The organism is Sediminibacterium sp. KACHI17, assembly GCF_040362915.1.
Classification (GTDB): Bacteria; Bacteroidota; Bacteroidia; order Chitinophagales; family Chitinophagaceae; genus Sediminibacterium.
Genome location: NZ_AP029612.1, coordinates 3075488 through 3097138, shown reverse-complemented (window position 1 = coordinate 3097138; position 21651 = coordinate 3075488). Strand labels below are relative to the sequence as shown.

The window sequence follows — 21651 nt, the reverse complement described above, 5'->3', positions numbered from 1 at the left end:
CCTTTGTTTTGTCAAAAGACATCGAACATTAAAAACTTAACATGACCGCGGGGGCTGAAAGATATCTTCGGGAGAGAGAAAAAATCTGGATGCATCATTCAATAATGCAAACTTTTGTATGACATCATTCTCATCAATAAGAATGAGTTGTAATTTTTGTGGAGGTAATGTATTGGAAGCAAAAAAGCAACAATCATCCATCGTCTTGAAAGGTAATGACTGATCTCTGGTATTATCACTATCATCATTATCATTACCCAGATAATGCATCTGTAAAAAAGCATACAGTGTTACTGATGAATTTCCGGCCTTATGTTCATAGTAATGTTGCACCAGTACCGGTATTTTCAGCAGTTGACTGGCTTCAGTTGCACCAAAGAGGTAGATGGCAGTAAATAATATGGCTACCGTTTTACGCACCTTGTAAAGTTACATAAATCCGGTAGCCATTATAAACATTTTGACGACTATTTAAAGGCATTCAGGAAAAGCCATTCAAAACTGACCAACCAGCTTCTATCTGCCATACGCATCATATCACTTCCTAACTGAAACCGATATCCCAGGTTGAGCTTAGCCTGACTGTTAAAGATCAACTGTGCAGCAGGCGCGAGATCTACGAAATATCTTTTCTTATCATAGGTACGCTGACCCAGCAATTCTACATAGAGATTTAAATTGGTCTGTTCATAGCTGGTATACTTCTTAGGGAATAATAAGTATCCCGCCGATAATGAATAATTAAAAGCCCTGTATGGAACCGGCTTTGGACCGGGAGCACTTCTTCCTTCCTGTAAAGATTCTGTCAGACTTAATGTGGTTGATATCGCTAACTTATGCAAGAGCTGAGTAGCAATGACACCTGCCTGTACGCCAGTTTGGTCTCCTTCCAGACTTAATTCATCATAGTGTGGCTTATTACGGCTTTTAGATGCTTCCGCAAAAGCAGCCATTCTGAAATGACTATACATGCCATCAATAGTGATGAACCGATACTTGGCATAGGCTCGATAGCTTTCCGCCCTCATATTACTACTGTACATATCAGAGAATGTGACTGCCCCGTGGACCATCAGGTTTTTGTTGACACCAAACATGATCTCGGAAGTATGTCTGCTCTCGGTTCTGCCAGACATTTGATTGTTCAACCACTTTGCTGATTGTTTAACACCGATCGATTTTGCCGGCATATTACTGGCCGGTTCAGTAAATACATACAATTCCTGAGCAGGTAAATAACTAGATAATAAAAGCCCTGCAGCAATAAATATTTGCTTCATAAAAGAATTTAAAGATGTAGAAATCAATTACAAAATGGCATGGTATACACGCTTCCCTTCTACGAAACCAGATTCATAGGTTTTACCTGCTGAGGCACTGTATTTTTTAAATTCTTTTGCAGAAACGAAATTCTTATCAACGATGCTAAAGGTCTTTTCGCCATTCAATAACTGATCATTGGCATTGATGAATTGAATGGTTTTGCCATCTAATTCAATTTGAGCCCCCTTTTTGGCTTTGACCCCATTGAATACTGAAGTAACTTGTAATTGTGCAACAGAAAATCCTGCATCCACTACTGCACGACTCAACGCATCGAAATCAACACCCATTCCGGATTTAAAAACAATCTCATAGGTTGATTTTTGAATATCAACATTTACTTTCTCAACAAAGGCAATGGAAGATAAAGACTTGTATACTGCCTTTGAACACATAGCACAGGTAAGTCCGCTCGCACGCAGGTCTGCTTTTTTGATCTGAGCATTAGCGAGTAATCCAAAAGATATAAATAGTAAAAAGAAGATCTTTTTCATATTAAAATTAAGTTTAGAAATACATAAGATATGTCACTACCATATGTAATGACATATCTCAACTGATGAAAATATTAACTTTGGTTATTTGGTTTTAGCGCAGCAATCCTTGCTATCTTTTGCGCATTTATCAGTGCAGCATTCTTTACCAGGCTTGCATTCCTTGTCGTTGCAACAAGCTTTATCATGCTTCACATTTTCCGCATTACCCTTGCGCTCATATTTACAGCACTCATGGAGGTTATTGTATGCATCATTGCTTGCAGTAAGGTCTTTTGTATCATATCCTGAAGCAGCGATCTTTTCTTGAATTTTTGCATTAGACGTTTTTGAAGCAGCATACTTTACTTTCAGGATCTTGGTGTCCTCATTCCATAATGCAAATGCAGCTCCGCCAGACTTAGCAGCTTTTTCAATGGTTGATTTACACATACCGCAATTGCCCCAAACTTTGATCTCTTCTGATTTAAGAGCCGGAGATTTGGTTTGCGCGATCGTAAAAAAGGAAATACAAGTAAATAATACAGTTAGAAATATAGATTGTGTTTTCATGACAATAAAGTTTGAATGATTTGAATCTGTTATAATGAATAAATAGAAGCGTATGCTAATCCCTGATCAGCATGACTTTATACCAGTAAATGGTATCAGATTCTGAAAACACAATTGAGAAGATAAGTATCCTGTTCAGATAACAATGGCGGACCATGAATATCTGCGTATACTTTTTCCGTAACCAATAAGATAGGAGCATCCAATAAACTCAGGGAACGAGTCAGTAATGCCACAGGCGTTTGGATGTCGTAGGATGCATAAGAAGCTTTGTGAATATCCGCCAACTTCACCATCTGGAATTCAGTCTTACAACAACCCTTTGATGAAGTCTCTTTTTTAGACATCCCACAGATACATCGATCTTCAGGAACTTGGTTCACCTGAACATCGCTGATCTTACCCATACAATAATGTACACTCATTACCATCCCACTGCTTACAGTGAAATAGATAAGTGCAATGATTGTAGTGAGTATCCTTTTCATGACACTACAAAATTAAGCCAGCAGGAGGTAATATGGACAATTTTTTTGTTAAAAGCCTAGTTGATAAAGTTCCACCAAATGCCCACCCTTGTCCAAAGCCCTAAAGATGGATACAGCGATGACACCATGTTCAACTTACTGAATTCGAAGCCTTTAGCTGTGTTCAGCGTATTGAGGTTTTCAAAGCGAACAAATCCTTTGAAACTTTTAATCCTGAAATGAAGGAATAAGTTGATATCGGGGCGATTAGAAATAGTTTCTGTATTCTGATAAAAATAACGGCCTACAAAAGGAGAATATCCATCTGCTTTATAAGCAGTATGGTAACGGATCTCTAATCCGGTAGATAAAAATAAATTGGTAAAAAAGTTGCCTTCAAATGCAATTCGATTACGCGTGAGTAGAGAAGGTATATTGACAGGAGACTGACCTGTCTTTTGTTGTACATGAACTTCTGTATACCAATTCCAGTATCGAGCTAATTTGAATCTTTTCTCAAGGCTTACATGGAATACATTGAATAATGTAGCTTCTTGTTTAGCATGAAAAAAACTATCAAAATAGATATAGTTATTCATGACATAATAGTTACCTGAAACTCTTAGTCCATTTTTTGGATTCTCATAATTCAAAAAAAGATGTATGGTATTTTCCTTCCCGAAATTGGTACGATTATTAATTGGGAAACGGCTCAAAGGATCAAACAGAAATGACGGAGAACGGTTGACATTATGAAAACCTACATTCAAATAGCCTGCTTTCTTTCCCAGTAATCTTTTCATACTGATCCATGCTTCATAATCTCCGGCATTGAACCCATTCAAATACAACTCACCTCTTGCTTCAATATCCCAAACCTGATTTCGGGTACGATTACGATACTCACCCAATGCATATATGTTATAGGCATTCTTTCTCAGTACTGAGTCAAATCTGCCACTGAGGTTTTGTAATGCAATTCCCGCTTTGATGAACTGACTTTGGTTATTCTTATCCGGGAATGTCAGCATGCTGAATTGATTGGTAATATTTGTCCAACGATCGTTATAGCTAATGTTTACACGGTTGCGGACCAAACGATTGAAGTATCGTTCATATAGAAAAGAATCAACAGCATTGTCTATGAACTGATAGCTATTGGTTGAATAACGAAGCGTATGTTCAAGACGAAATCTTGGATAAAAGATCTTGTACGAAGTCGAATCGGTTACCACAGAATCTTTTTTACCAAAATCATAGAAATGCCTGATCAGGATAGTTGACTCTTTATAAATATTACCGGTATTTACGCCTGTATTAAAAGGATTTCGACTTGCAGCACCAGATCTTCCAAGCCTTGTCTCCAACTCATAAGGGTCGTTCAATGATAAACTATCCAGTCTTTTGACATTTTGTAAACCTCCATTCTCAGAAGAAGCTGCTTTATTGGAAAGAAGAATGAAGAATAAACCATACTTTCTATTTGGAGATCTGTATTGCGAAGTGAACCTGAAATTATTATGACTTGCATTTTGGTTCTTCACATTACCCGGAGCATTGCTAAAACGGTATTCCAATGAAAAGTTGAAATTATCCTTTCGATTTTGTGTGTGCAGTACATTGATCAGTTGTTCTGCCTTACTACCTAACAAATAAGCCAGCTCTGTGTATGGACGGGTGGTTTGATAGAATTTTGTTTGTTGAATGGTAAATTGATAGATATCATAAGCATGAAACCCTGCATCAAAACCCGGGCGCATGTAGGGAGTAAATAAAAGTGGTTGAGCCGCAGTTCCATAATTTCCTAAAGAATGATATTGATATGGAAGTGGGAAGCGGGTATAAAAATCATTAATGGATGAGTCGATCGTTCGATTACGTGTAGAATCAAAATAGCGATAGAAAATAGTGATAGAATCAGCTAAACTATTACGGGTTTTCAAAGAATCACTACCGGGTGTACTCCGAACAGGTCTGCCGTTACGGTCATAGCTAATGGAATTGTTTTGACTTCCTGATTGACCTCCAAAATTACGAGTACGAAAAGGACCTGTCTGAGCATGTAGCACATAGCCCATGAGTAAGAACAGTAAACCAAGAAAAGGTCTTTTAGCTAAACGCATGTGGTGGAATGTACTGCAAAATAAGGGTAAAGCTTTCTTGCAGGTAAGTTAAAACTATCAAATAAATGGGAAGTCGGGATCATAGTTTTTGTACCAATTCCCTGAACAAAAGGGTTAGTTTAGGTTCCGCATCGGTAGCTGCTTGCAATACTTCTTCATGAGTAATCGTATTTTCTTCCTCACGGATACCAAGATCTGTGATCACACTCATGGCAAAGACCTTCATGCCACAATGAACAGCGGTAATGGTTTCTTGTACGGTACTCATACCCACAGCATCACCCCCCAACACTTTTATTAATTTATATTCAGCTCTTGTTTCAAAAGTCGGACCTGTAACACCTGTGTAAACCCCTTCATGTACCTGAATATTATTTGCCTTGGCAATTTCTTTCACTGTATGAATTAATGCCTTACTGTATGGTTCACTCATATCAGGAAAACGGGTTCCGATCGAATCTTCATTTTTGCCCAATAAGGGATTCACCGTAAAAAAGCTGATATGATCTTTGATGATCATCAGATCTCCAACATTAAATGACGGATTCACACCTCCTGCTGCATTTGAAAGTAGCAAAGTATCTACTCCTAGCATTCGCATCACTCTTACCGGATACGCAACCTGGCTTGGGGTATATCCTTCATAAAAATGAAAACGACCACCCATTACCCAAACTTTTTTACCTCCGAGCTCTCCGAAAATAAGTTTGCCTTTATGACCCTCAACAGTACTCACAGGAAAATGAGGAATATCATTATAAGCGATTTCAAACTCGGTAATGATCTCATTGGCCAAATTGCCCAAGCCACTTCCCAGAATAATACCGACCGTAGCTGTTCCTGAAACCTTTTCACGAATAAAAGCTGTTGTTTCTTGCAACTGTTGCATCACCAATGACATAGATGTTAATTTAAGGCGCAAATATAACCAAAGCTAGAAGCATATGTACATTCTACCTGTACATACATAAAAAAACCATCCCGCCGTTGGCGGGATGGTTTATAAGGTTAAGATGTATACTTGAATTAGTTGATACGCTTAACATTAACGGCGTTAGGGCCTTTACGACCTTCCTGCACGTCGAAGATAACTTTATCGTTTGCTTCGATCTGATCGATCAGACCGTTAGCATGTACGAAAGTTTCTTTGCTGGAGTTATCATGCTTAATAAAACCAAAACCTTTTTCCTCGTTGAAGAACTTTACAGTTCCCTGAATTTGTGTGTCCATTTGTAAATTTGTAAATTGTAAATAAGAGTGCAAATGTACAGCTAAAAAGCTCCCCCACCAATTAAATGAACTACTGATGATCATCATGATCCTATTTTCTTACCAGTAATACCATTGCAATACGCTAACAATCAGTACTTAGCAAGCTTTTCCTTCGCCTCTCTCTCTTTTGAGAATGATCTGTTAAATTAGCGTTAGCGTTCACTCATCACAATGATGCGCTTTGAAAATGAAATAGAAAAATTTCTAGATCACTGTTGCCTTTACATTAAAAATATACACACATGAAAAAATTATTTCTACTTTTTATTAGCTACTTTTTTTTCTCTTCATTAATAGCACAGACTCCTGAAGACAAATTAAAAACCATGGGCATTGTTTTACCTGCACCTACAAATCCGGTGGCGAATTATGTGAAATTTGTTCGCACAGGTAATCTCATTTTTTTATCAGGTCATGGTCCTGCTAATAGCGAGGGTAAGTATACAACAGGAAAAGTCGGGAAAGATCTTACAATAGAAGAAGGATATGCTGCTGCAAAATTGACGGGCATCAATTTATTATCGACAATAAAAGCTGCAATCGGTGATCTTTCAAAAGTGAAACGAGTGATAAAAGTATTGGGAATGGTAAACAGTACAGAGACATTTGCAGATCAACCCAAAGTGATCAATGGCTTCTCTGATCTGATGGTGGCGGTATTCGGTGATAAAGGTAAACATGCCAGAAGTGCTGTTGGCATGGTAGCATTACCGATGAATATGGCTGTTGAAATTGAAATGATTGTTGAAGTTGAAGATTAGCTTACTGGCTTTTAGTATGCAATGCCTTATAAGCATAGTAAGTACTAGCGATCATCAATAATGCACCTAAAAAGAATGCGGCGCCCGGAAAATAAACGGGCGCTTCTTTATGAGTAAAGTAGGCAAAAAGATTTGTCATCACAAGCGGACCGACAATAGAGGTAGCGCTCATTAAACTGGTCAGCGCCCCTTGTAATTCCCCTTGTTCATTGGGCGGAACATGGCCAGATATGATCGATTGTAAAGCGGGTCCTGCAATCCCACCCAAACAATAAGGGATCAAAAAAACAAACATCATCCATCCTTCAGTTGCGAATGCAAAGAGTAATAGACCCAATGCATACAGCCCGAGCCCGACATAAATACTTTTTTCATTTCCGATACGGGGATTGATCACACGTACCAATCCACCCTGAACACCCCCTACCAATAATCCAACAATTCCCAAAGAAATACCGATCATCTTAGGACTCCATCCAAAACGTTCAATATTAAAATAACTCCAATTGCTTTGAACGGCATGTCCGGCGATATAAATCAGGATCAAAGAAATGATGAGCCCCGCAACAGAAGGATATTTTCTCAATTGCAATAAAGACCCGATTGGATTGGCTCTTTTCCATTCAAAGGGTCTTCGGTTTTCTTTCGATAAAGATTCAGGCAATACGAAATAACCATATGCACAATTCAGTAATGCCAAACCTGCAGCAACAAAAAATGGAACACGTGCTCCTAATTCGCCTAATAAACCACCGATCATAGGACCCAGGATAAAACCCAATCCGAAAGCAGCACCGATCATCCCAAAATTTTGTGCACGATTCTCATTCGTACTGATATCAGCTATGTATGCAGAAGCAGTGGTGAAACTGGCACCTGTAATTCCTGCAATAATTCTTCCCACAAATAACCATCCGATAGAAGGAGCGAATGAAAGAAAAAGATAATCGATCCCAAACCCCAGCAAGGATAAAAGTAAAACAGGTCTGCGGCCATACTTATCACTCAAATTACCCAAAACCGGAGCAAAAAGAAACTGTATGAATGCATAAGCGAACGTAAGCCATCCTCCATACTGTGATGCCTTACTAATATCAGAAGTTTGTAAAAGATCTTCTATCAATTTTGGCATAACAGGAATGATCAGCCCTAATCCGGTTACATCGATCAATAGTGTAATAAAAATAAATCCGATCGCAGCTTTACGGTTTTGCATACATACTATTTTGAAATGACCGATGCAAAGTTGCCATATTCCCGCGAAGATTGAACAAGGAACCAAAGTTTGGGCATAAAAAAAGAGGAGCCCGAAAGCTCCCCTTAACCCTTGCTCTTGAAAACCTACTTTTTGAGTTCGATAACACCTACATTGGTATTCTTAGGTGCTTCAACTTTAATATTATTAATGGTTGTGTCTTTGTAGTTATTAGAACCATTGATGAATAATGAGTATACACCATCTTTCAAACCTCTCATCTTAAATTCACCATTCTTATTCGGTAATGCATAAGCAGTATCAGTATTGTTGAACAGTGTCAAGACAGCTTTTGCATCCTGAGGTTTTACTTTACCGGAAACACTCGCTGTTCTCTTCTCAACGAAAATGTGGAAGATCGGCTTCAGGTAAAACTTATTGTTATTCACAACGATCACAGATCTGCTGATATCAAAATCAAGCCACAAACGAATTCTTCCCGGCAGGTATTCTTCACATTCGTTTCCTTTCAATTTGATCAGGATATAATTAGGTTTATTTTCAGGCCAGTAAAGCGGATATGTAACACTATCTTTCACTACTGAATTTTGCGTGCCGATCTCGATTCTGATCAATCGAATGGCTCCTTTAGGGATATCGGTAGCTGCCAATAGGGTGTCTACGCCATTACGAAGATTCAAAATATCATAGACGCCTGCACGAATATTCAAATTCGTCCATACCAATCCTGAATCTTTTCTGTTGCCTAATGTAGATCCGATATATGCACCTAATCTATCCCAGTTACAGGTATCGTTCTTGCGGGTATCTTTACTGGTATCCACTAATACCTGAATCGATTTGATATCTACGAATACCTGATCGAAAAAACCAGGACCATCCGTCATATACAAACTAAGATTTTGTTTTCCTGCCGGTGCTTGTGCAGATTCAGATTTTTGACAAGATGTTATTGTAAATGCAATAGCAAATAACATCAGGGTTCCGAGTAATACTTGTTTTGTTTTCATGTGTGCTTGATTTTAGCGTAGCATTCAATCATCGGCATTGATATTTATCTGTATTATTTGGTTAGAGACAAAAAGAATGCCTAATGTGTACTAAGGTTTTGTTAAAGGATATTTTTAGGTTCGCTTATGGATACGATACTGCCCTATACCTCACGATATCAATTTTTCTCTGTAAAGTTTTGGGTGAATGATCGCATCTTCCTGACCACTAACAAACTCATCTCATCAGGTATTTGGCCAAATTCCTGTCACAGATGAATGAAATCTCATTAACTTGGTCTTCATCAAACGAGTTACATGAAAAAGATACAGGCTTTGGTTGTTGCGTTGCTTCTGATCCAAAAAATTTTTTCGCAGGGACTTTCAGATACCGAGATCAAGATCATGAATTGGGTAAAATCGAATCGGATCTATGCGGAAAAATTACTGGAAGAGGCTGTAAATATTAATAGTGGCACATTTAATATTGCCGGTGTCAAAAAAACGGGTGAAGTTTTTAGCAGGGAATTAAAAAAAGCCGGTTTACAAACTGAATGGGTATCATTACCTGACTCATTAAAACGAGCCGGACACCTAGTTGCCTCCAGAAAAGGTAATAAAGGAAAAAAGGTCTTTATTATCGGACATCTGGATACAGTTTTTGAGCCCGACATGCCTTTCACCCCCTATACTAAGATCAATGACTCCACAGCTACCGGTCAGGGTGTGAATGACATGAAAGGAGGCGATGTAGTGGTGGTAATGGCATTACAGGCATTAGCATCATTAGGGCTACTGGAAAATTCATCTATCGTAGTATACTTTACCGGGGATGAAGAAGAATCGGGTAAACCTACCAGTATTAGTCGTGCAGACTTCATTGAAAGAGCAAAAGCAGCGGATGTTGCGCTAGGATTTGAAACTGCGCAAGGAATGAATACCATTGCAATTGGTAGAAGAGGCTTCAGCAGTTGGAAATTGGAAGTAAGTGCTAAAACCGGACATTCTGCAGGTGTGTTTGGGCAAGGATCAGGTTATGGCGCTATTTATGAAGCAGCGCGTATTTTGAACACCTTTCGTGAAAACTTATCGAGTGAAAAATACCTCACTTTTAATCCAGGCATTATAGTTGGTGGATCAGAAATGCAGTATGATCATACACAAATAAAAGCTTCGGTATTAGGCAAGACCAATATCATTTCCCCCGCTGTGATCGTGGAAGGAGATCTTCGTTTCCTCACTGAACAACAAAGAGAGAATGCCCGTGAAAAAATGCGGGCTATTGTTTCAAACCAAAACCTGAATGGTACAAAAGCAAATATCTCCTTCACTGACGGGATTCCTGCTATGGAGCCTACTAAAGGGAATGATGCATTGAGATCATGGGTCGATAAAGTATCCCAGGATATGGGGCTCGGTCCTGCTCGTGCCGGAGACCCGGGTTCAAGAGGTGCCGGAGATATTTCTTATATAGCAAAATATGTAGATTGTATTGATGGATTGGGGGCATCAGGTAAAGGAGCTCATGCAGTTGGTGAAACCATCAATCTCAACGACCTGCCACTTTTGATACAGCGTGCTGCAATTTTAATTTATCGTCTTACACAAGCTCAATAATTATTTATGAAAAAGATATGGATATGTATTTATCTGATGTTGGTCACCTTCTCGGGCTATACACAATCGAAAAGAGATTTTTATCTGATCAGGGTATACCACTGCAAGAATGATGAACAATTAACAAGAACTGAGACGTTCATCGAAAAAGCATGGAAGCCTGCTGCAAAAAGATATGGTGTTACAAAAGTGGGAGTATTCAAGCCTATAACCAATGATACAGCTGCCATGAAAAAGTTATACCTATTGATACCCGCTCCTTCAACAGACTATTTTTATCAACTGGAAGATCGTATGCTAAATGATACAAAATTTCAGGGTGATGGCATGGACTATCTACAGGCTAAACATGATAATCCGACTTATGAACGCTTTGAAACGATTGTATTACGTTCATTCACAGATATGCCTCATTTAGATTTGCCCGCTTTAAAGAATCCGGCTCAAATGCGTATTTACGAATTGAGAAGTTATGAGTCTGCTTCGGAAAAGATCTATCGAAAGAAAGTAGAGATGTTCAATAAAGGAGGAGAGATCATATTGTTCAAGCGATTAAATTTCAATGCTGTCTTTTATGGCGAAGTATTGAGTGGCGCCCGAATGCCCAATCTTATGTACATGACCAGCTTTGAAAATATGGATGACCGTAATGAACATTGGAAAAGTTTTGTTGAAGATCCAGAATGGAAAAGACTTTCAACAATGTCTGAATATCAAAACACCGTCAGTAAAATTGATATTGTGTTTTTAAGACCTACGCAGTATTCAGATCTTTAAAAGTGATAGCCTGATAGGTTTCTATCAGGCTATCATTAGTTTTACTGACAGTTGTTGTATTGTTCGATCAGTTTTGTTATTTGCGTATAATCGGATTGTCCGGACTTGATATTGCTTATTACCAGGCTACAATCAGCGCATAACTTCGTGAGTTCGTCCTTAAAATTCTTTTTTGACAGCCAGTTCAGTTTATCATCATTTTTTAATTGAAGATAATAATCGCCTGATTTTCCTTCTGCAGTAGATACTGATACCACTTCAGCTCCATTATATAAGAGTTTACCGCTGTTATCTGTAACACGTACATAAAGAGCAGCTTTCTTACCGGTTACTATTTCTTTATAAAAATCACTTGCATAAGCGATATACTTACTGCCATTCATGGTAAATCCTGATACATCCGCGGGTGAGTAAGTTTTTTTATCACCTGATGCACTTAGTAATACAATATTTCCTTTTTTCTGTAATTGATCTTTGATCGTCCCTTCTAACACGTTATTGGAACTGGTAATGATAGTGCCTTTGGTTTCTGTTTGCGCAGATAATGACACTGGCAATAAGCCTAAGATGAAGGCAGTGTAAATAAATACTTTTTTCATGGTTTTGATTTTAGATGATATATTACTTACTAATAAGTAAGTAATTTGATTAAAAAAAATTTACTCTTTAAGTTGACGAATGATCGCACGTTTTATTGTATCATAGTCTTTTTTGCCGGTAATACGAGCCAATTGTACACCAGCAGCTAAATTTGTCATCACCAATAAAGCCTTTGTCTTGGGGGTTTCAGCAAATTGAAACTCTCCGGTACGTTTTCCTGCAGCTAGCGTTTCCTCTACCATTTTCAACACCATGGTCACAAGTTGATGTACTTTTTCTTTTACAGATTCAGGCAGTGTATTGTAATCTGAGGCAATAGACCCGATGATGCAAATACTATTACAATCAACTAAAACAGAATAACGTTCTACAAATTTTTCGATGGCAAAAGTGGCACTGGCATTCAACTGAAGCAACTGCTTTTTCAATAGTTGATATTGAGCAATATATTGATCGATCACTTCTGCTAACAGGTCTTCTTTACCCCTGAAATGGTAATGTACTGCCGCATTTTTGATCTGCAATTGTTCTGATATGTCTGCATAACTAAATGCATTATACCCATGACTTTTGATCAACTGAGTTCCGATACGGACAATCTCTTCTCGTGTATCTGTATGACGGGCTGCCATGTTTTGAAGTTAGGAATAACTTACTAAATAGTAAGTTATTGGGTGAAAAATTTGATGAATGGTCGATCTTATTGTTTTTTTCGTGCTTTCAGGTATTGCATAAATGCTACAAAATTATATCCAAGATGTAGTGCATCAATTACTTGTGCGATTCTCGTAGCCTGTAATGACTCTGACTTAACCGCAACCACCCAGTTACTATAATAATTACGTTGCGATAAAGGCAATTGCTCAAAAAAAGTTTTTGCCTGAGGTTCGTCATCCAAACATGCAGCCAAAGCAGGAGGGATTTCGGGTTGCATAGGATCTTTCGCTAGTGAAACTTTGACAAGGGCTCCTTTTCGCTTTCCTAGTGCTTTACGCATTTGTGCATTCACCGGTAGAATAAAGGATCCATCTCCCATCGGCATCACAGCTACCCCTTTGATATTATATTCATCAATCTTTCCTTTAACACGAAATGTTTTTCGACTTCCCGGTGACAATGATAGCGCCATATCTTGTGGAATAAGAATATAGGTCCATCCGGACTTCTCCCCTTTTTCATCAAATTGTTGGAGCGAGGTTGTAAATCGGGTCATAGCACTTACAAAATACAAAAAAGGCGGTTCATGTATGAACCGCCTTTTCATTAATCTTCATTTCTAAATACGACCACTCCATCAAAAGCATCGATCAGTACTTTTTGTGATTTATCGATCTCTCCTGCCAGGATCTTTTTGCTTAATGCATTGACAATTTGTTTTTGAATCAAACGTTTCAATGGTCTTGCTCCCATTTGCGGATCGTAACCTTGCTCACTCAAAAACTCCAGTAGATATTCGGTAAACTCTAATCGAATTCCTGTTTCTGCGACCATTTTTTTCAAGCCGTCAAGCTGGATCTTTACGATACCCATGATCTGTTTTTTCATCAATGGACTAAACATAATGATCTCATCTACCCGATTCAGGAATTCAGGCCTAATGGTTTTACGCAACAGGTCCATTACTTCATGCTTAGCTCTATCAGTAGCTTCTGCTACATTTTCTTCGCGAACACCTTCAAAAGCATCCTGAATCAAGTGACTACCAATATTACTTGTCATAATAATAATGGTATTCTTGAAATTGACAGTTCGGCCTTTATTATCAGTTAAATGTCCGTCATCCAGCACTTGTAATAATACGTTCCAAACATCCGGGTGTGCTTTTTCGATCTCATCCAACAATACAACACTATAAGGTTTTCTTCTTACAGCCTCGGTTAGTTGTCCACCCTCATCATAACCAACATAGCCCGGAGGCGCACCTACCAATCTAGATACTGTGTGCTTCTCCTGGTATTCACTCATGTCTATTCGGGTCATCAAATGTTCGTCATCAAATAAATATTCGGCTAATGCTTTGGCCAATTCAGTTTTACCGACACCTGTGGTACCAAGGAATATAAATGACCCGATAGGTTTACGTGGATCCTGCAGACCTGCTCTACTTCTTCTCACAGCATCAGCCACTGCGGTGATCGCCTCTTCTTGTCCAACTACACGCTGATGCAATTCTTCTTCCAGATGTAATAATTTCTCTCTTTCACTCTGCATCATCTTGGCAACAGGAATACCGGTAGCTTTTGCAATATTCTCAGCGATATCTTCTGCATCTACTTCCTCTTTCATCAACCTTCTGCTTTGTTCACCCAATTGATTCAGTTGCTCTGTATAATCAGCGATCACGGCTTCCTGTTCTTTGATCTTTCCATAACGTATCTCAGCGACCTTACCATAATCTCCATTTCTTTCTGCCTGTTCTGCTTCCAGCTTTAATGTTTCAATACCTGCTTTTGCTTGTTGTATCTTATCTACAATCTCCTTTTCATTTTTCCATTTGGCTTTCAGGGTATCTCTTTGTACACTGAGATTACTGATCTCAATATTGAGTTCTTTCAGTTTCTCTTCATCATCTTCACGTTTGATCGCTTCTCTTTCAATCTCTAATTGACGGATCTGTCTTTCCAAGGTATCTAGCTCCTCCGGCATAGAGTTCATCTCTAATCGAAGTTTTGCTGCACTTTCATCGATAAGATCTATTGCCTTATCTGGAAGGAAACGATCAGTAATGTATCGATTGGATAATTCCACCGCTGCAATGATCGCTTCATCTTTGATGCGAACATGATGGTGTGTTTCATAACGATCCTTTAAACCACGAAGAATAGAAATAGCATCTTCAACTCCCGGTTCTTCAATCATAACTTTTTGAAAACGGCGTTCCAATGCTTTATCCTTCTCAAAATATTTTTGGTATTCATTCAAAGTGGTTGCTCCAATAGCACGTAATTCACCACGTGCTAAAGCTGGTTTGAGAATATTTGCAGCATCCATTGCACCTTCACCTCCTCCGGCTCCAACCAGCGTATGGATCTCATCAATAAATAATATGATCTCTCCATCACTTGCTGCTACTTCTTTCACAACCCCTTTCAATCGCTCTTCAAATTCACCCTTGTATTTAGCACCCGCGATCAACTGTCCCATATCCAATGTGAAGATGATCTTGGATTTCAAATTTTCAGGAACATCACCATTAATGATCCGCATTGCCAATCCTTCTGCAATAGCAGTCTTACCTACACCCGGCTCACCTACTAAAATTGGATTATTCTTACTTCTGCGCGATAAAATATGGAGTGTTCTTCTGATCTCTTCATCCCGCCCAATCACCGGATCCAATTTCCCTTGTCTTGCAGCTTCATTCAGATTACGCGCATACTTATTCAAGACATTAAACTGTGTCTCTTGTGTTTGTGATTGTATGCTCTCTCCTTTACGAAGATCTTTGATGGCGGTCTTCAATCCTTTCTCAGTAAGACCTGCATCTTTCAAGGTCTTTGCGGTATTATCATTGATCTGAAGTAATGCCAACATCAAGTGCTCAGGACTGATGAACTCATCATTAAACTCTTTTAGCAATGCATTTGCCTTTAAGAAAACAGTATTCAAGTCGCGGCTAATAGTTTGCGCCGGCTCGCCTGTTTGATTCTTCGGCAACTTTTCAAACGCCTCTTCCAATTTGGTTTCCAGTAAAGGAATAGCAACATTGTTTTTCTTTAATAAAAAAGCGATTGGACTTTCTTTATCCGCAATCAATGCCTTTAACAAGTGTTCTGTTTCAATAGAAGGATGATTGGCATTGAAAGCCAGCTGTTGAGCAGCTTGTATTGTTTCTTGTGCCTTGATCGTATAATTATTAACGTTCATAATCGTGTATTTGCAATATTTAAAAGGTATTTAGCAGAAATTTGATCTGCGTTCACAAATCAATCCCTAATTTGTAAGCAAAAACTGTTCTATTGTTTTTTTGAGCTGATAAACCCATGAAATCCTGAAATTATGTCTGCAAAATCACATTATTCCTGCATGAAAGTCAGTCTAGTACTGTGTTTTATGCTATTCTTACAGTTTTCAAACGCACAATATGATTTTAGTTCATTAGACAGTAAACTAGAAGCATCTAAAAAAGAATTGGATGGACATGTTGTTGCGATGATCTATAAGGATGGTAAAGTGATTTATCAAAAAGCGATAGGTACTGATTTTAATGCAAAGGTACAAGCGCCTATCGCCAGTGCCAGTAAGTGGCTGACAGCGGCATTGGTTATGGTATATGTAGATGAAGGTAAAATTTCGTTGAATGACAGGATCAGTAAATACCTACCCATCTTCACTAAGTATTCCAAAGGTTATATTACCATCAAAGATTGTTTATCTCACTTAACAGGAATAGAGTCAGAACCGATCCGCAACCTGAAAGAGATGCTGAATCGAAAAAAATATTCAAATCTTGAAGAAGAGATCAATGATTTTGCATCTGAAAGAGAAATCGTGGCAAATCCTGGACTAGAATTCAGGTATAGCAATATCGGTCTGAATATTGCTGCTAAAATTCTTGAAGTGGTTACCAAAAGAAGTTTTGAACAGATCATGGCAGAGAAGATCACAAGACCATTACAAATGCGCAATACCAGCTTTGCAAGTTTCAATGCTGTGAATCCATCCGGTGGTGCACAATCAAGTGCAGGTGATTATATGAGTTTTCTTGCTATGATCCTGAATAAAGGTGTCTATAATGGTAAACGTATTTTAAGTGAGAAAGCCATTGAACAAATGGAAACGGTATATACCACTTCTGATATGATCAAATATGCTCCTAAAGCTGCGGAAGGTTTTCAATATGGTTTTGGGCAGTGGATCATGACCACTGATGAGAATGGTAAAGCCACTTCTATGACTTCTCCCGGTCTATTTGGTACCTGGCCAATGATAGACCGATGCAGAGGGTATGCCTGTATATTTTTTACCAAGGGAACACTCGGAGAAGAAAAAAAACAACTGTATCTTTCTCTAAAAGATATCATTGACGGTATTCTTCCTTCTACTTGTAAATAGTAAGAGCCATGTATGAGAACAAACGTGAACCGCTGGCATCCAAGAGACTTTTTTACAGAAGAGTTGTAAAAAATCTTGTATTTGCGTTGAGTGTGTTGGTCATTTGTTTACTCATAGGTGTATTGGGATATCATTATACCGCTGATGTGGAATGGCTCGATGCTTTTCACAATGCCTCAATGATCTTATCAGGTATGGGACCTGTGGTAGAGATCAAAACAGTAGGTGGCAAATGGTTTTCTTCTTTTTATGCGATCTTCAGCGGAGTAGCATTTATCACCAATATTGGAATCGTTCTTGCTCCTTTGGCACACAGGTTCTTCCACATTTTACATCTCGAGTTGGAATAAATTTTACATATTTTTTTTCCGACATCGTTGATTTTTAGCTAACACGAAATGGAACCCATGCTAGCTAAAGAATTATTCGAGATATCGAACTGTTCGAGTCATTTTACCTTCTGAGTTGATGCCTTCCAGTACTACAAGCAGTTTTCTTGAGAAATCATTGTTATGAAATTCAACCCTGAAACGAGGGGTTCTTTTATTGGTAAGGATATAGGGATTCCAATACAATGTACTCCTCACATCTGGGTCATAAGAAGGGTTTTCTTTGGTATATACCGGATTATAAAATTCTTTGAACTTTGAGTAGCCTGCAAGTATGGTGCTTTCCATTCCTTTTTTACTTGGGTCATTGCGCTGAACATCTCCGCCCTTCTTGGTATAAATAGCAATAGCTCCATCTGCACCACCACCTCCAGAACCAAAGAATGGCGGTCGCATTACTTTGATGTAAGCAATGTCTGTAATAGGAATACTCTGTACCATATCTACATTTGTGATCATTTCATTCAAATACAATGATGGGGTACCGCCACGCCAACTCATTGACATCTGTGACCCACTTCCTGAAATTTGTAATCCTGCGACCTTGCCTTGTAAATAGGTAAGCACATTCAATGCACCCGGCATACGATCATTCATTAAATCAAAACTATACGCATCGCCTCCGGAAAAAAGTCCACTTGCATATTTTTCATCCAATACCTGTATAGGGTCTTTGATCTTTGCTTTTACAACTACTTCTTGTAAAGTAGCACTAGCCATGCTTTTACGTAGTTTTTCCTGCTCTTGTAAAAACAGATTCATCCTTGCCAATCCAATACTATCCGACCATACCTGAAATACAGGTACTTGTCCCATACGAATGGTGCTACCTGGTTCTTTCTTCAAGAGACCATTTCCCAATTGAACTTGTCCTACAAAACCGATTTTATTTTTATCATTAAAATTATAATAGACGCGTGCAGTATCAAAGAATATGGGTAGAGGTTCGTCGAAAGAACCATCCTTTTGTATCGGAACAAAATAAACATTGGAGCTACTATCCTTTCCTTTCAGGATAATGTTCAATAATTCCGGACCACCGGCCCTTCCTGCTTCCATACCATAAACCTTACCTTTGATTTTGAGGAAATCTGTCTCCGGTGCATATTTTAGAACAGGCTGTGTAGCTGCTTTTAATTTATCCCAATCAAACCGTCTCCAACCATTCGTTAGCATCACCAGATCCAACCTAGCTGTGATACTGTCTGCATCACTCTTTAAGTAATATGCGGGATTGTGTATATAACCTCTTAACTGATGACTCAATAAAAAATCTGAGAAAATGGTATGTTGATCTTCTCCGCTCAATGCTGCATCGGTAACAGAGATAGACATATTAGCTGCAGCTGTATCTGACACCAAAATTTCCAGAATATTTTTACCTCGTTTTTCGAGACTCACAATTCCGGGATTGATCTTTGAATTGAATTCATGCATCCTGTTATTCACGAATAAAATTCTTTCCTCCATCGGAATCCAATCATTGGTAAATAAAGAAAATTGAAGGATGCCTGTTTGCAGTTCTTCAATTGGAACCGCCGTGTTGATCACAGTTTTAGCGGTCATATTCAATCTCAGCTTGTATATGGGACGCTCATTCATATGAACTAACAAATACAGCTGCTGCATATTTTCGGGAACATTTGCTGTTCTTTCTACTAAAATCAGTGCTTTATCATTGGTGCTGGCAATACTGAGTGATAGGCCTTCTTTTTGTATTCCGGTTAATGGCGTACTACCCTTGGCTCCATATTCATCTATCCAGTCTACACGATATTGTTCACCAGCTACAGATTTTAGGAAAAAGAAACCCATACCATCATGCTTAACGCGTAAAGTATCCAATACCTGATTTTTGCTGTTCATCAATTGAGCTTTGACCATTACGGGACGACCATTCTGATCAGAAGCCTTGAATGCAATTTTTTCATCTAGGCCTAATACCAGATTACCTCCTTCAGGGAATAACTCAACATGTGTTTTACGTACAGGTTTTGCTTTACTGACCGGAGTACCGTTATTAATAGGGATATCACGCTGATAAATAAAACTGGTATCATCATTCAACATCCAACTGGTATAAGCTTTTACTCTTACGAACTCTCCTTTATAATCAACCGGTATATCGAATGAGCCTTTGGCCGTTGACTGAAACAATGGAGCTACAGTCTGACGTAACATTTTACCTTCTGTATCATACCAGTTTACATATATGTTCTTGCTCAAAGGACTCGGAACATATTCCGCTAACAGGTATAATTTATACCAGATGGTTTCATCTTTATTGTACAATTGTTTATCAAAATGAATATGTACTTTCTCTTTGGGAAAGATATTCGCATGTGCATCCATGATCGAGTCTAGTTGCTGAGCATGGGTTTGTTTAGTCACCATGACAAAGAAAGTCAATACAAAAAGAAGATAAACACGCTTCATTTCACTCGTTTTATGGCGTAAGATAAAACATTAAATTAGTTTGCACTTGTTCTGTTCCACTGATCCCAGAATGCGCACTTTCATTAAAGATGTAAAGCAAAATTAAGTCGAAGAAAAGAAGTTCGTATTCAAGTGATCAAATCCTATGTACATTTGAATAATCCGATCAATTGATACCGTGACCACCACTCAAACCATCAAACATATTGCCTCTACAAACGGGTTTGATTATTGTGGCATTGCGAAAGCAGTTCCACTGGATGATGACGCGCGGAGGTTAGAATCATGGCTTAATCAGCAGAGACATGGCTCCATGTCATATATGGAAAGCTACTTTGATCTTAGGGTTGACCCCACTAAGTTGGTTCCGGGAGCTAAATCTGTGATCACTTTATTAAAAAACTATTTCCCTTCTCAGGAACAAGGCCCGGGTGCTCCAAAAATTTCTAAATATGCCTGGGGTAAAGATTATCATGAAGTGATCAGGCAACAATTACAAAAATTGTTAGATGCTATTCGGATCCATATTGGCGATATACAAGGAAGAGGATTTGTAGATTCTGCTCCGGTATTGGAAAGAAGCTGGGCTACCAGAAGTGGTGCCGGGTGGATCGGTAAAAATGGAAATCTTATCACCAAGCAAAACGGTTCATTTTTCTTTATTGCTACCTTGATCGTTGATATTCCATTGGAATATGATGATCCTTTCGCTAAAGATTTCTGTGGCACTTGCAGAAAATGTATTGATGCTTGTCCAACTGAAGCCATATTGGACAACAAAGTGATTGATGGCAGTAAATGCATTAGTTATTTCACCATCGAATTAAAAGATGCTTTGATCCCGAATGAAATGAAAGGGAAATTTGATAACTGGATGTTTGGTTGTGATACCTGTCAGGATGTTTGTCCATGGAATCGATTCAGTCATCCGCATCAGGAACCCTCATTTGATCCTTTGCCTCAGATATTAAATTTAAGTACCCATGAATGGGAACTCTTGACCGAAGAAGCTTTTAAAAAAATATTTCAGCATTCCCCTCTTAAACGAAGTAAATTCAAGGGTATTCAGCGAAATTTATCTTTCCTGAAACATGAAACCGATCATTCGAAAAAAATATAAGCTTGAAAAATTCCCGGGAAAAGGTGGCTGGACCTATGCTACAATCCCAGAGATAAGTCAAGATCCCAAACAACCATTTGGATGGGTTAAAGTGAAAGGTACAATTGATGATCATGTTATTAGTAACTATAAACTCATGCCCATGGGCAATGGGAAACTCTTTTTACCTATTAAAGCTTCCATCAGAAAAAGTATAGGAAAAGAAGCGGGTGATCATGTGCTGATCACACTCTATCGGGATAATGACCCCATCAGTGTTCCAGCAAATTTTTTAGCGTGTCTAAAAGATGAGCCAAAAGCTTATACCCATTTCTTTGAATTGAAAGAGGGTGAACAAAAACAATATATTGATTGGATCAATGAAGCAAAAAAAGAAACAACCCGAACAGAAAGAATGGCAAAAGCTATTACCAAAATCGCTGCCGGGTTGACACTGAAAACCAACACATGAGAACTAATC

The 21651-nt window shown here is 38.5% G+C and carries 22 protein-coding genes; 7 read left to right on the top strand and 15 right to left on the bottom strand.

The window, feature by feature from the left end:
- Window positions 1-36: 36 nt before the first annotated feature.
- From ABXG83_RS13745 to ABXG83_RS13710, 8 genes are all read right to left on the bottom strand, one after another.
- Complete coding sequence (locus ABXG83_RS13745; RefSeq protein ID WP_353549438.1) at window positions 37-420, bottom strand: hypothetical protein; 384 nt, start codon at window positions 418-420, stop codon at window positions 37-39.
- 47 nt (window positions 421-467) lie between these two features.
- Window positions 468-1280 carry a hypothetical protein gene (locus ABXG83_RS13740; RefSeq protein WP_353549437.1) on the bottom strand — a complete coding sequence of 271 codons (813 nt, stop codon included), beginning with the start codon at window positions 1278-1280 and terminating at the stop codon, window positions 468-470.
- A 27-nt stretch (window positions 1281-1307) separates the two neighbouring features.
- Window positions 1308-1817 carry a heavy-metal-associated domain-containing protein gene (locus ABXG83_RS13735; RefSeq protein WP_353549436.1) on the bottom strand — a complete coding sequence of 170 codons (510 nt, stop codon included), beginning with the start codon at window positions 1815-1817 and terminating at the stop codon, window positions 1308-1310.
- 84 nt (window positions 1818-1901) lie between these two features.
- Window positions 1902-2369 (bottom strand): hypothetical protein, encoded by a 468-nt coding sequence (locus tag ABXG83_RS13730; protein ID WP_353549435.1) that lies wholly within the window; start codon window positions 2367-2369, stop codon window positions 1902-1904.
- Window positions 2370-2464: 95 nt separating this feature from the next.
- The gene (locus ABXG83_RS13725) at window positions 2465-2857 is read right to left on the bottom strand and encodes a hypothetical protein (protein ID WP_353549434.1); all 393 of its coding nucleotides are present in this window, start codon (window positions 2855-2857) and stop codon (window positions 2465-2467) included.
- A gap of 56 nt (window positions 2858-2913) precedes the next feature.
- Window positions 2914-4959 (bottom strand): putative porin, encoded by a 2046-nt coding sequence (locus ABXG83_RS13720; RefSeq protein ID WP_353549433.1) that lies wholly within the window; start codon window positions 4957-4959, stop codon window positions 2914-2916.
- A 79-nt stretch (window positions 4960-5038) separates the two neighbouring features.
- Entirely contained in the window at window positions 5039-5860 is an 822-nt protein-coding gene (locus tag ABXG83_RS13715) for a purine-nucleoside phosphorylase (protein ID WP_353549432.1), read from the bottom strand.
- A 125-nt stretch (window positions 5861-5985) separates the two neighbouring features.
- Window positions 5986-6189, bottom strand: coding sequence for a cold shock domain-containing protein (locus tag ABXG83_RS13710; RefSeq protein WP_178887176.1), 204 nt, complete (start codon window positions 6187-6189; stop codon window positions 5986-5988).
- Window positions 6190-6473: 284 nt separating this feature from the next.
- Between ABXG83_RS13710 and ABXG83_RS13705 the strand changes: the two genes are divergently transcribed.
- Window positions 6474-6992, top strand: coding sequence for a RidA family protein (locus tag ABXG83_RS13705; protein WP_353549431.1), 519 nt, complete (start codon window positions 6474-6476; stop codon window positions 6990-6992).
- Window position 6993: 1 nt separating this feature from the next.
- Here the strand turns inward: ABXG83_RS13705 and ABXG83_RS13700 are convergent, their stop codons facing one another.
- Entirely contained in the window at window positions 6994-8208 is a 1215-nt protein-coding gene (locus ABXG83_RS13700) for a TCR/Tet family MFS transporter (protein WP_353549430.1), read from the bottom strand.
- A gap of 125 nt (window positions 8209-8333) precedes the next feature.
- Window positions 8334-9218, bottom strand: a complete 885-nt coding sequence (locus tag ABXG83_RS13695; protein WP_353549429.1) for a DUF4382 domain-containing protein — start codon at window positions 9216-9218, stop codon at window positions 8334-8336.
- 297 nt (window positions 9219-9515) lie between these two features.
- Between ABXG83_RS13695 and ABXG83_RS13690 the strand changes: the two genes are divergently transcribed.
- Window positions 9516-10814 (top strand): M20/M25/M40 family metallo-hydrolase, encoded by a 1299-nt coding sequence (locus tag ABXG83_RS13690; protein WP_353549428.1) that lies wholly within the window; start codon window positions 9516-9518, stop codon window positions 10812-10814.
- A gap of 6 nt (window positions 10815-10820) precedes the next feature.
- Window positions 10821-11591, top strand: coding sequence for an NIPSNAP family protein (locus tag ABXG83_RS13685; protein ID WP_353549427.1), 771 nt, complete (start codon window positions 10821-10823; stop codon window positions 11589-11591).
- Window positions 11592-11632: 41 nt separating this feature from the next.
- On the opposite strand, the gene ABXG83_RS13680 is transcribed toward ABXG83_RS13685, so the two are convergent.
- The 4 genes from ABXG83_RS13680 to clpB all read right to left on the bottom strand — a co-directional run bounded on the left by ABXG83_RS13680 (window position 11633) and on the right by clpB (window position 16058).
- Window positions 11633-12190 (bottom strand): hypothetical protein, encoded by a 558-nt coding sequence (locus ABXG83_RS13680; RefSeq protein WP_353549426.1) that lies wholly within the window; start codon window positions 12188-12190, stop codon window positions 11633-11635.
- A gap of 60 nt (window positions 12191-12250) precedes the next feature.
- Entirely contained in the window at window positions 12251-12823 is a 573-nt protein-coding gene (locus ABXG83_RS13675; protein WP_353549425.1) for a TetR/AcrR family transcriptional regulator, read from the bottom strand.
- A 68-nt stretch (window positions 12824-12891) separates the two neighbouring features.
- Window positions 12892-13455 carry a YdeI/OmpD-associated family protein gene (locus ABXG83_RS13670; protein WP_353549424.1) on the bottom strand — a complete coding sequence of 188 codons (564 nt, stop codon included), beginning with the start codon at window positions 13453-13455 and terminating at the stop codon, window positions 12892-12894.
- On the bottom strand, window positions 13455-16058 hold the full coding sequence (gene clpB, locus ABXG83_RS13665) for an ATP-dependent chaperone ClpB (RefSeq protein ID WP_353549423.1): 2604 nt from the start codon (window positions 16056-16058) through the stop codon (window positions 13455-13457). The genes ABXG83_RS13670 and clpB overlap by 1 nt, the downstream gene beginning before the upstream one ends.
- Before the next feature lie 159 nt (window positions 16059-16217).
- Here clpB and ABXG83_RS13660 point away from each other — a divergent pair, with 159 nt between their 5' ends.
- Window positions 16218-17246, top strand: a complete 1029-nt coding sequence (locus ABXG83_RS13660) for a serine hydrolase domain-containing protein (RefSeq protein ID WP_353549422.1) — start codon at window positions 16218-16220, stop codon at window positions 17244-17246.
- Window positions 17247-17254: 8 nt separating this feature from the next.
- The gene (locus tag ABXG83_RS13655) at window positions 17255-17596 is read left to right on the top strand and encodes a hypothetical protein (protein ID WP_353549421.1); all 342 of its coding nucleotides are present in this window, start codon (window positions 17255-17257) and stop codon (window positions 17594-17596) included.
- Between the two features lie 72 nt (window positions 17597-17668).
- Here ABXG83_RS13655 and ABXG83_RS13650 read toward each other — a convergent pair whose 3' ends face one another.
- The gene (locus ABXG83_RS13650) at window positions 17669-20071 is read right to left on the bottom strand and encodes a hypothetical protein (protein WP_353549420.1); all 2403 of its coding nucleotides are present in this window, start codon (window positions 20069-20071) and stop codon (window positions 17669-17671) included.
- Between the two features lie 178 nt (window positions 20072-20249).
- On the opposite strand from ABXG83_RS13650, the gene queG reads away from it, so the two are divergent.
- Together queG and ABXG83_RS13640 are read left to right on the top strand one after the other, a co-directional pair.
- Window positions 20250-21191 (top strand): tRNA epoxyqueuosine(34) reductase QueG, encoded by a 942-nt coding sequence (gene queG, locus ABXG83_RS13645; RefSeq protein WP_353549419.1) that lies wholly within the window; start codon window positions 20250-20252, stop codon window positions 21189-21191.
- The gene (locus ABXG83_RS13640; protein WP_353549418.1) at window positions 21163-21642 is read left to right on the top strand and encodes a YdeI/OmpD-associated family protein; all 480 of its coding nucleotides are present in this window, start codon (window positions 21163-21165) and stop codon (window positions 21640-21642) included. Before queG ends, ABXG83_RS13640 begins: the two co-directional genes overlap by 29 nt.
- The last annotated feature ends 9 nt before the right edge of the window (window positions 21643-21651 follow it).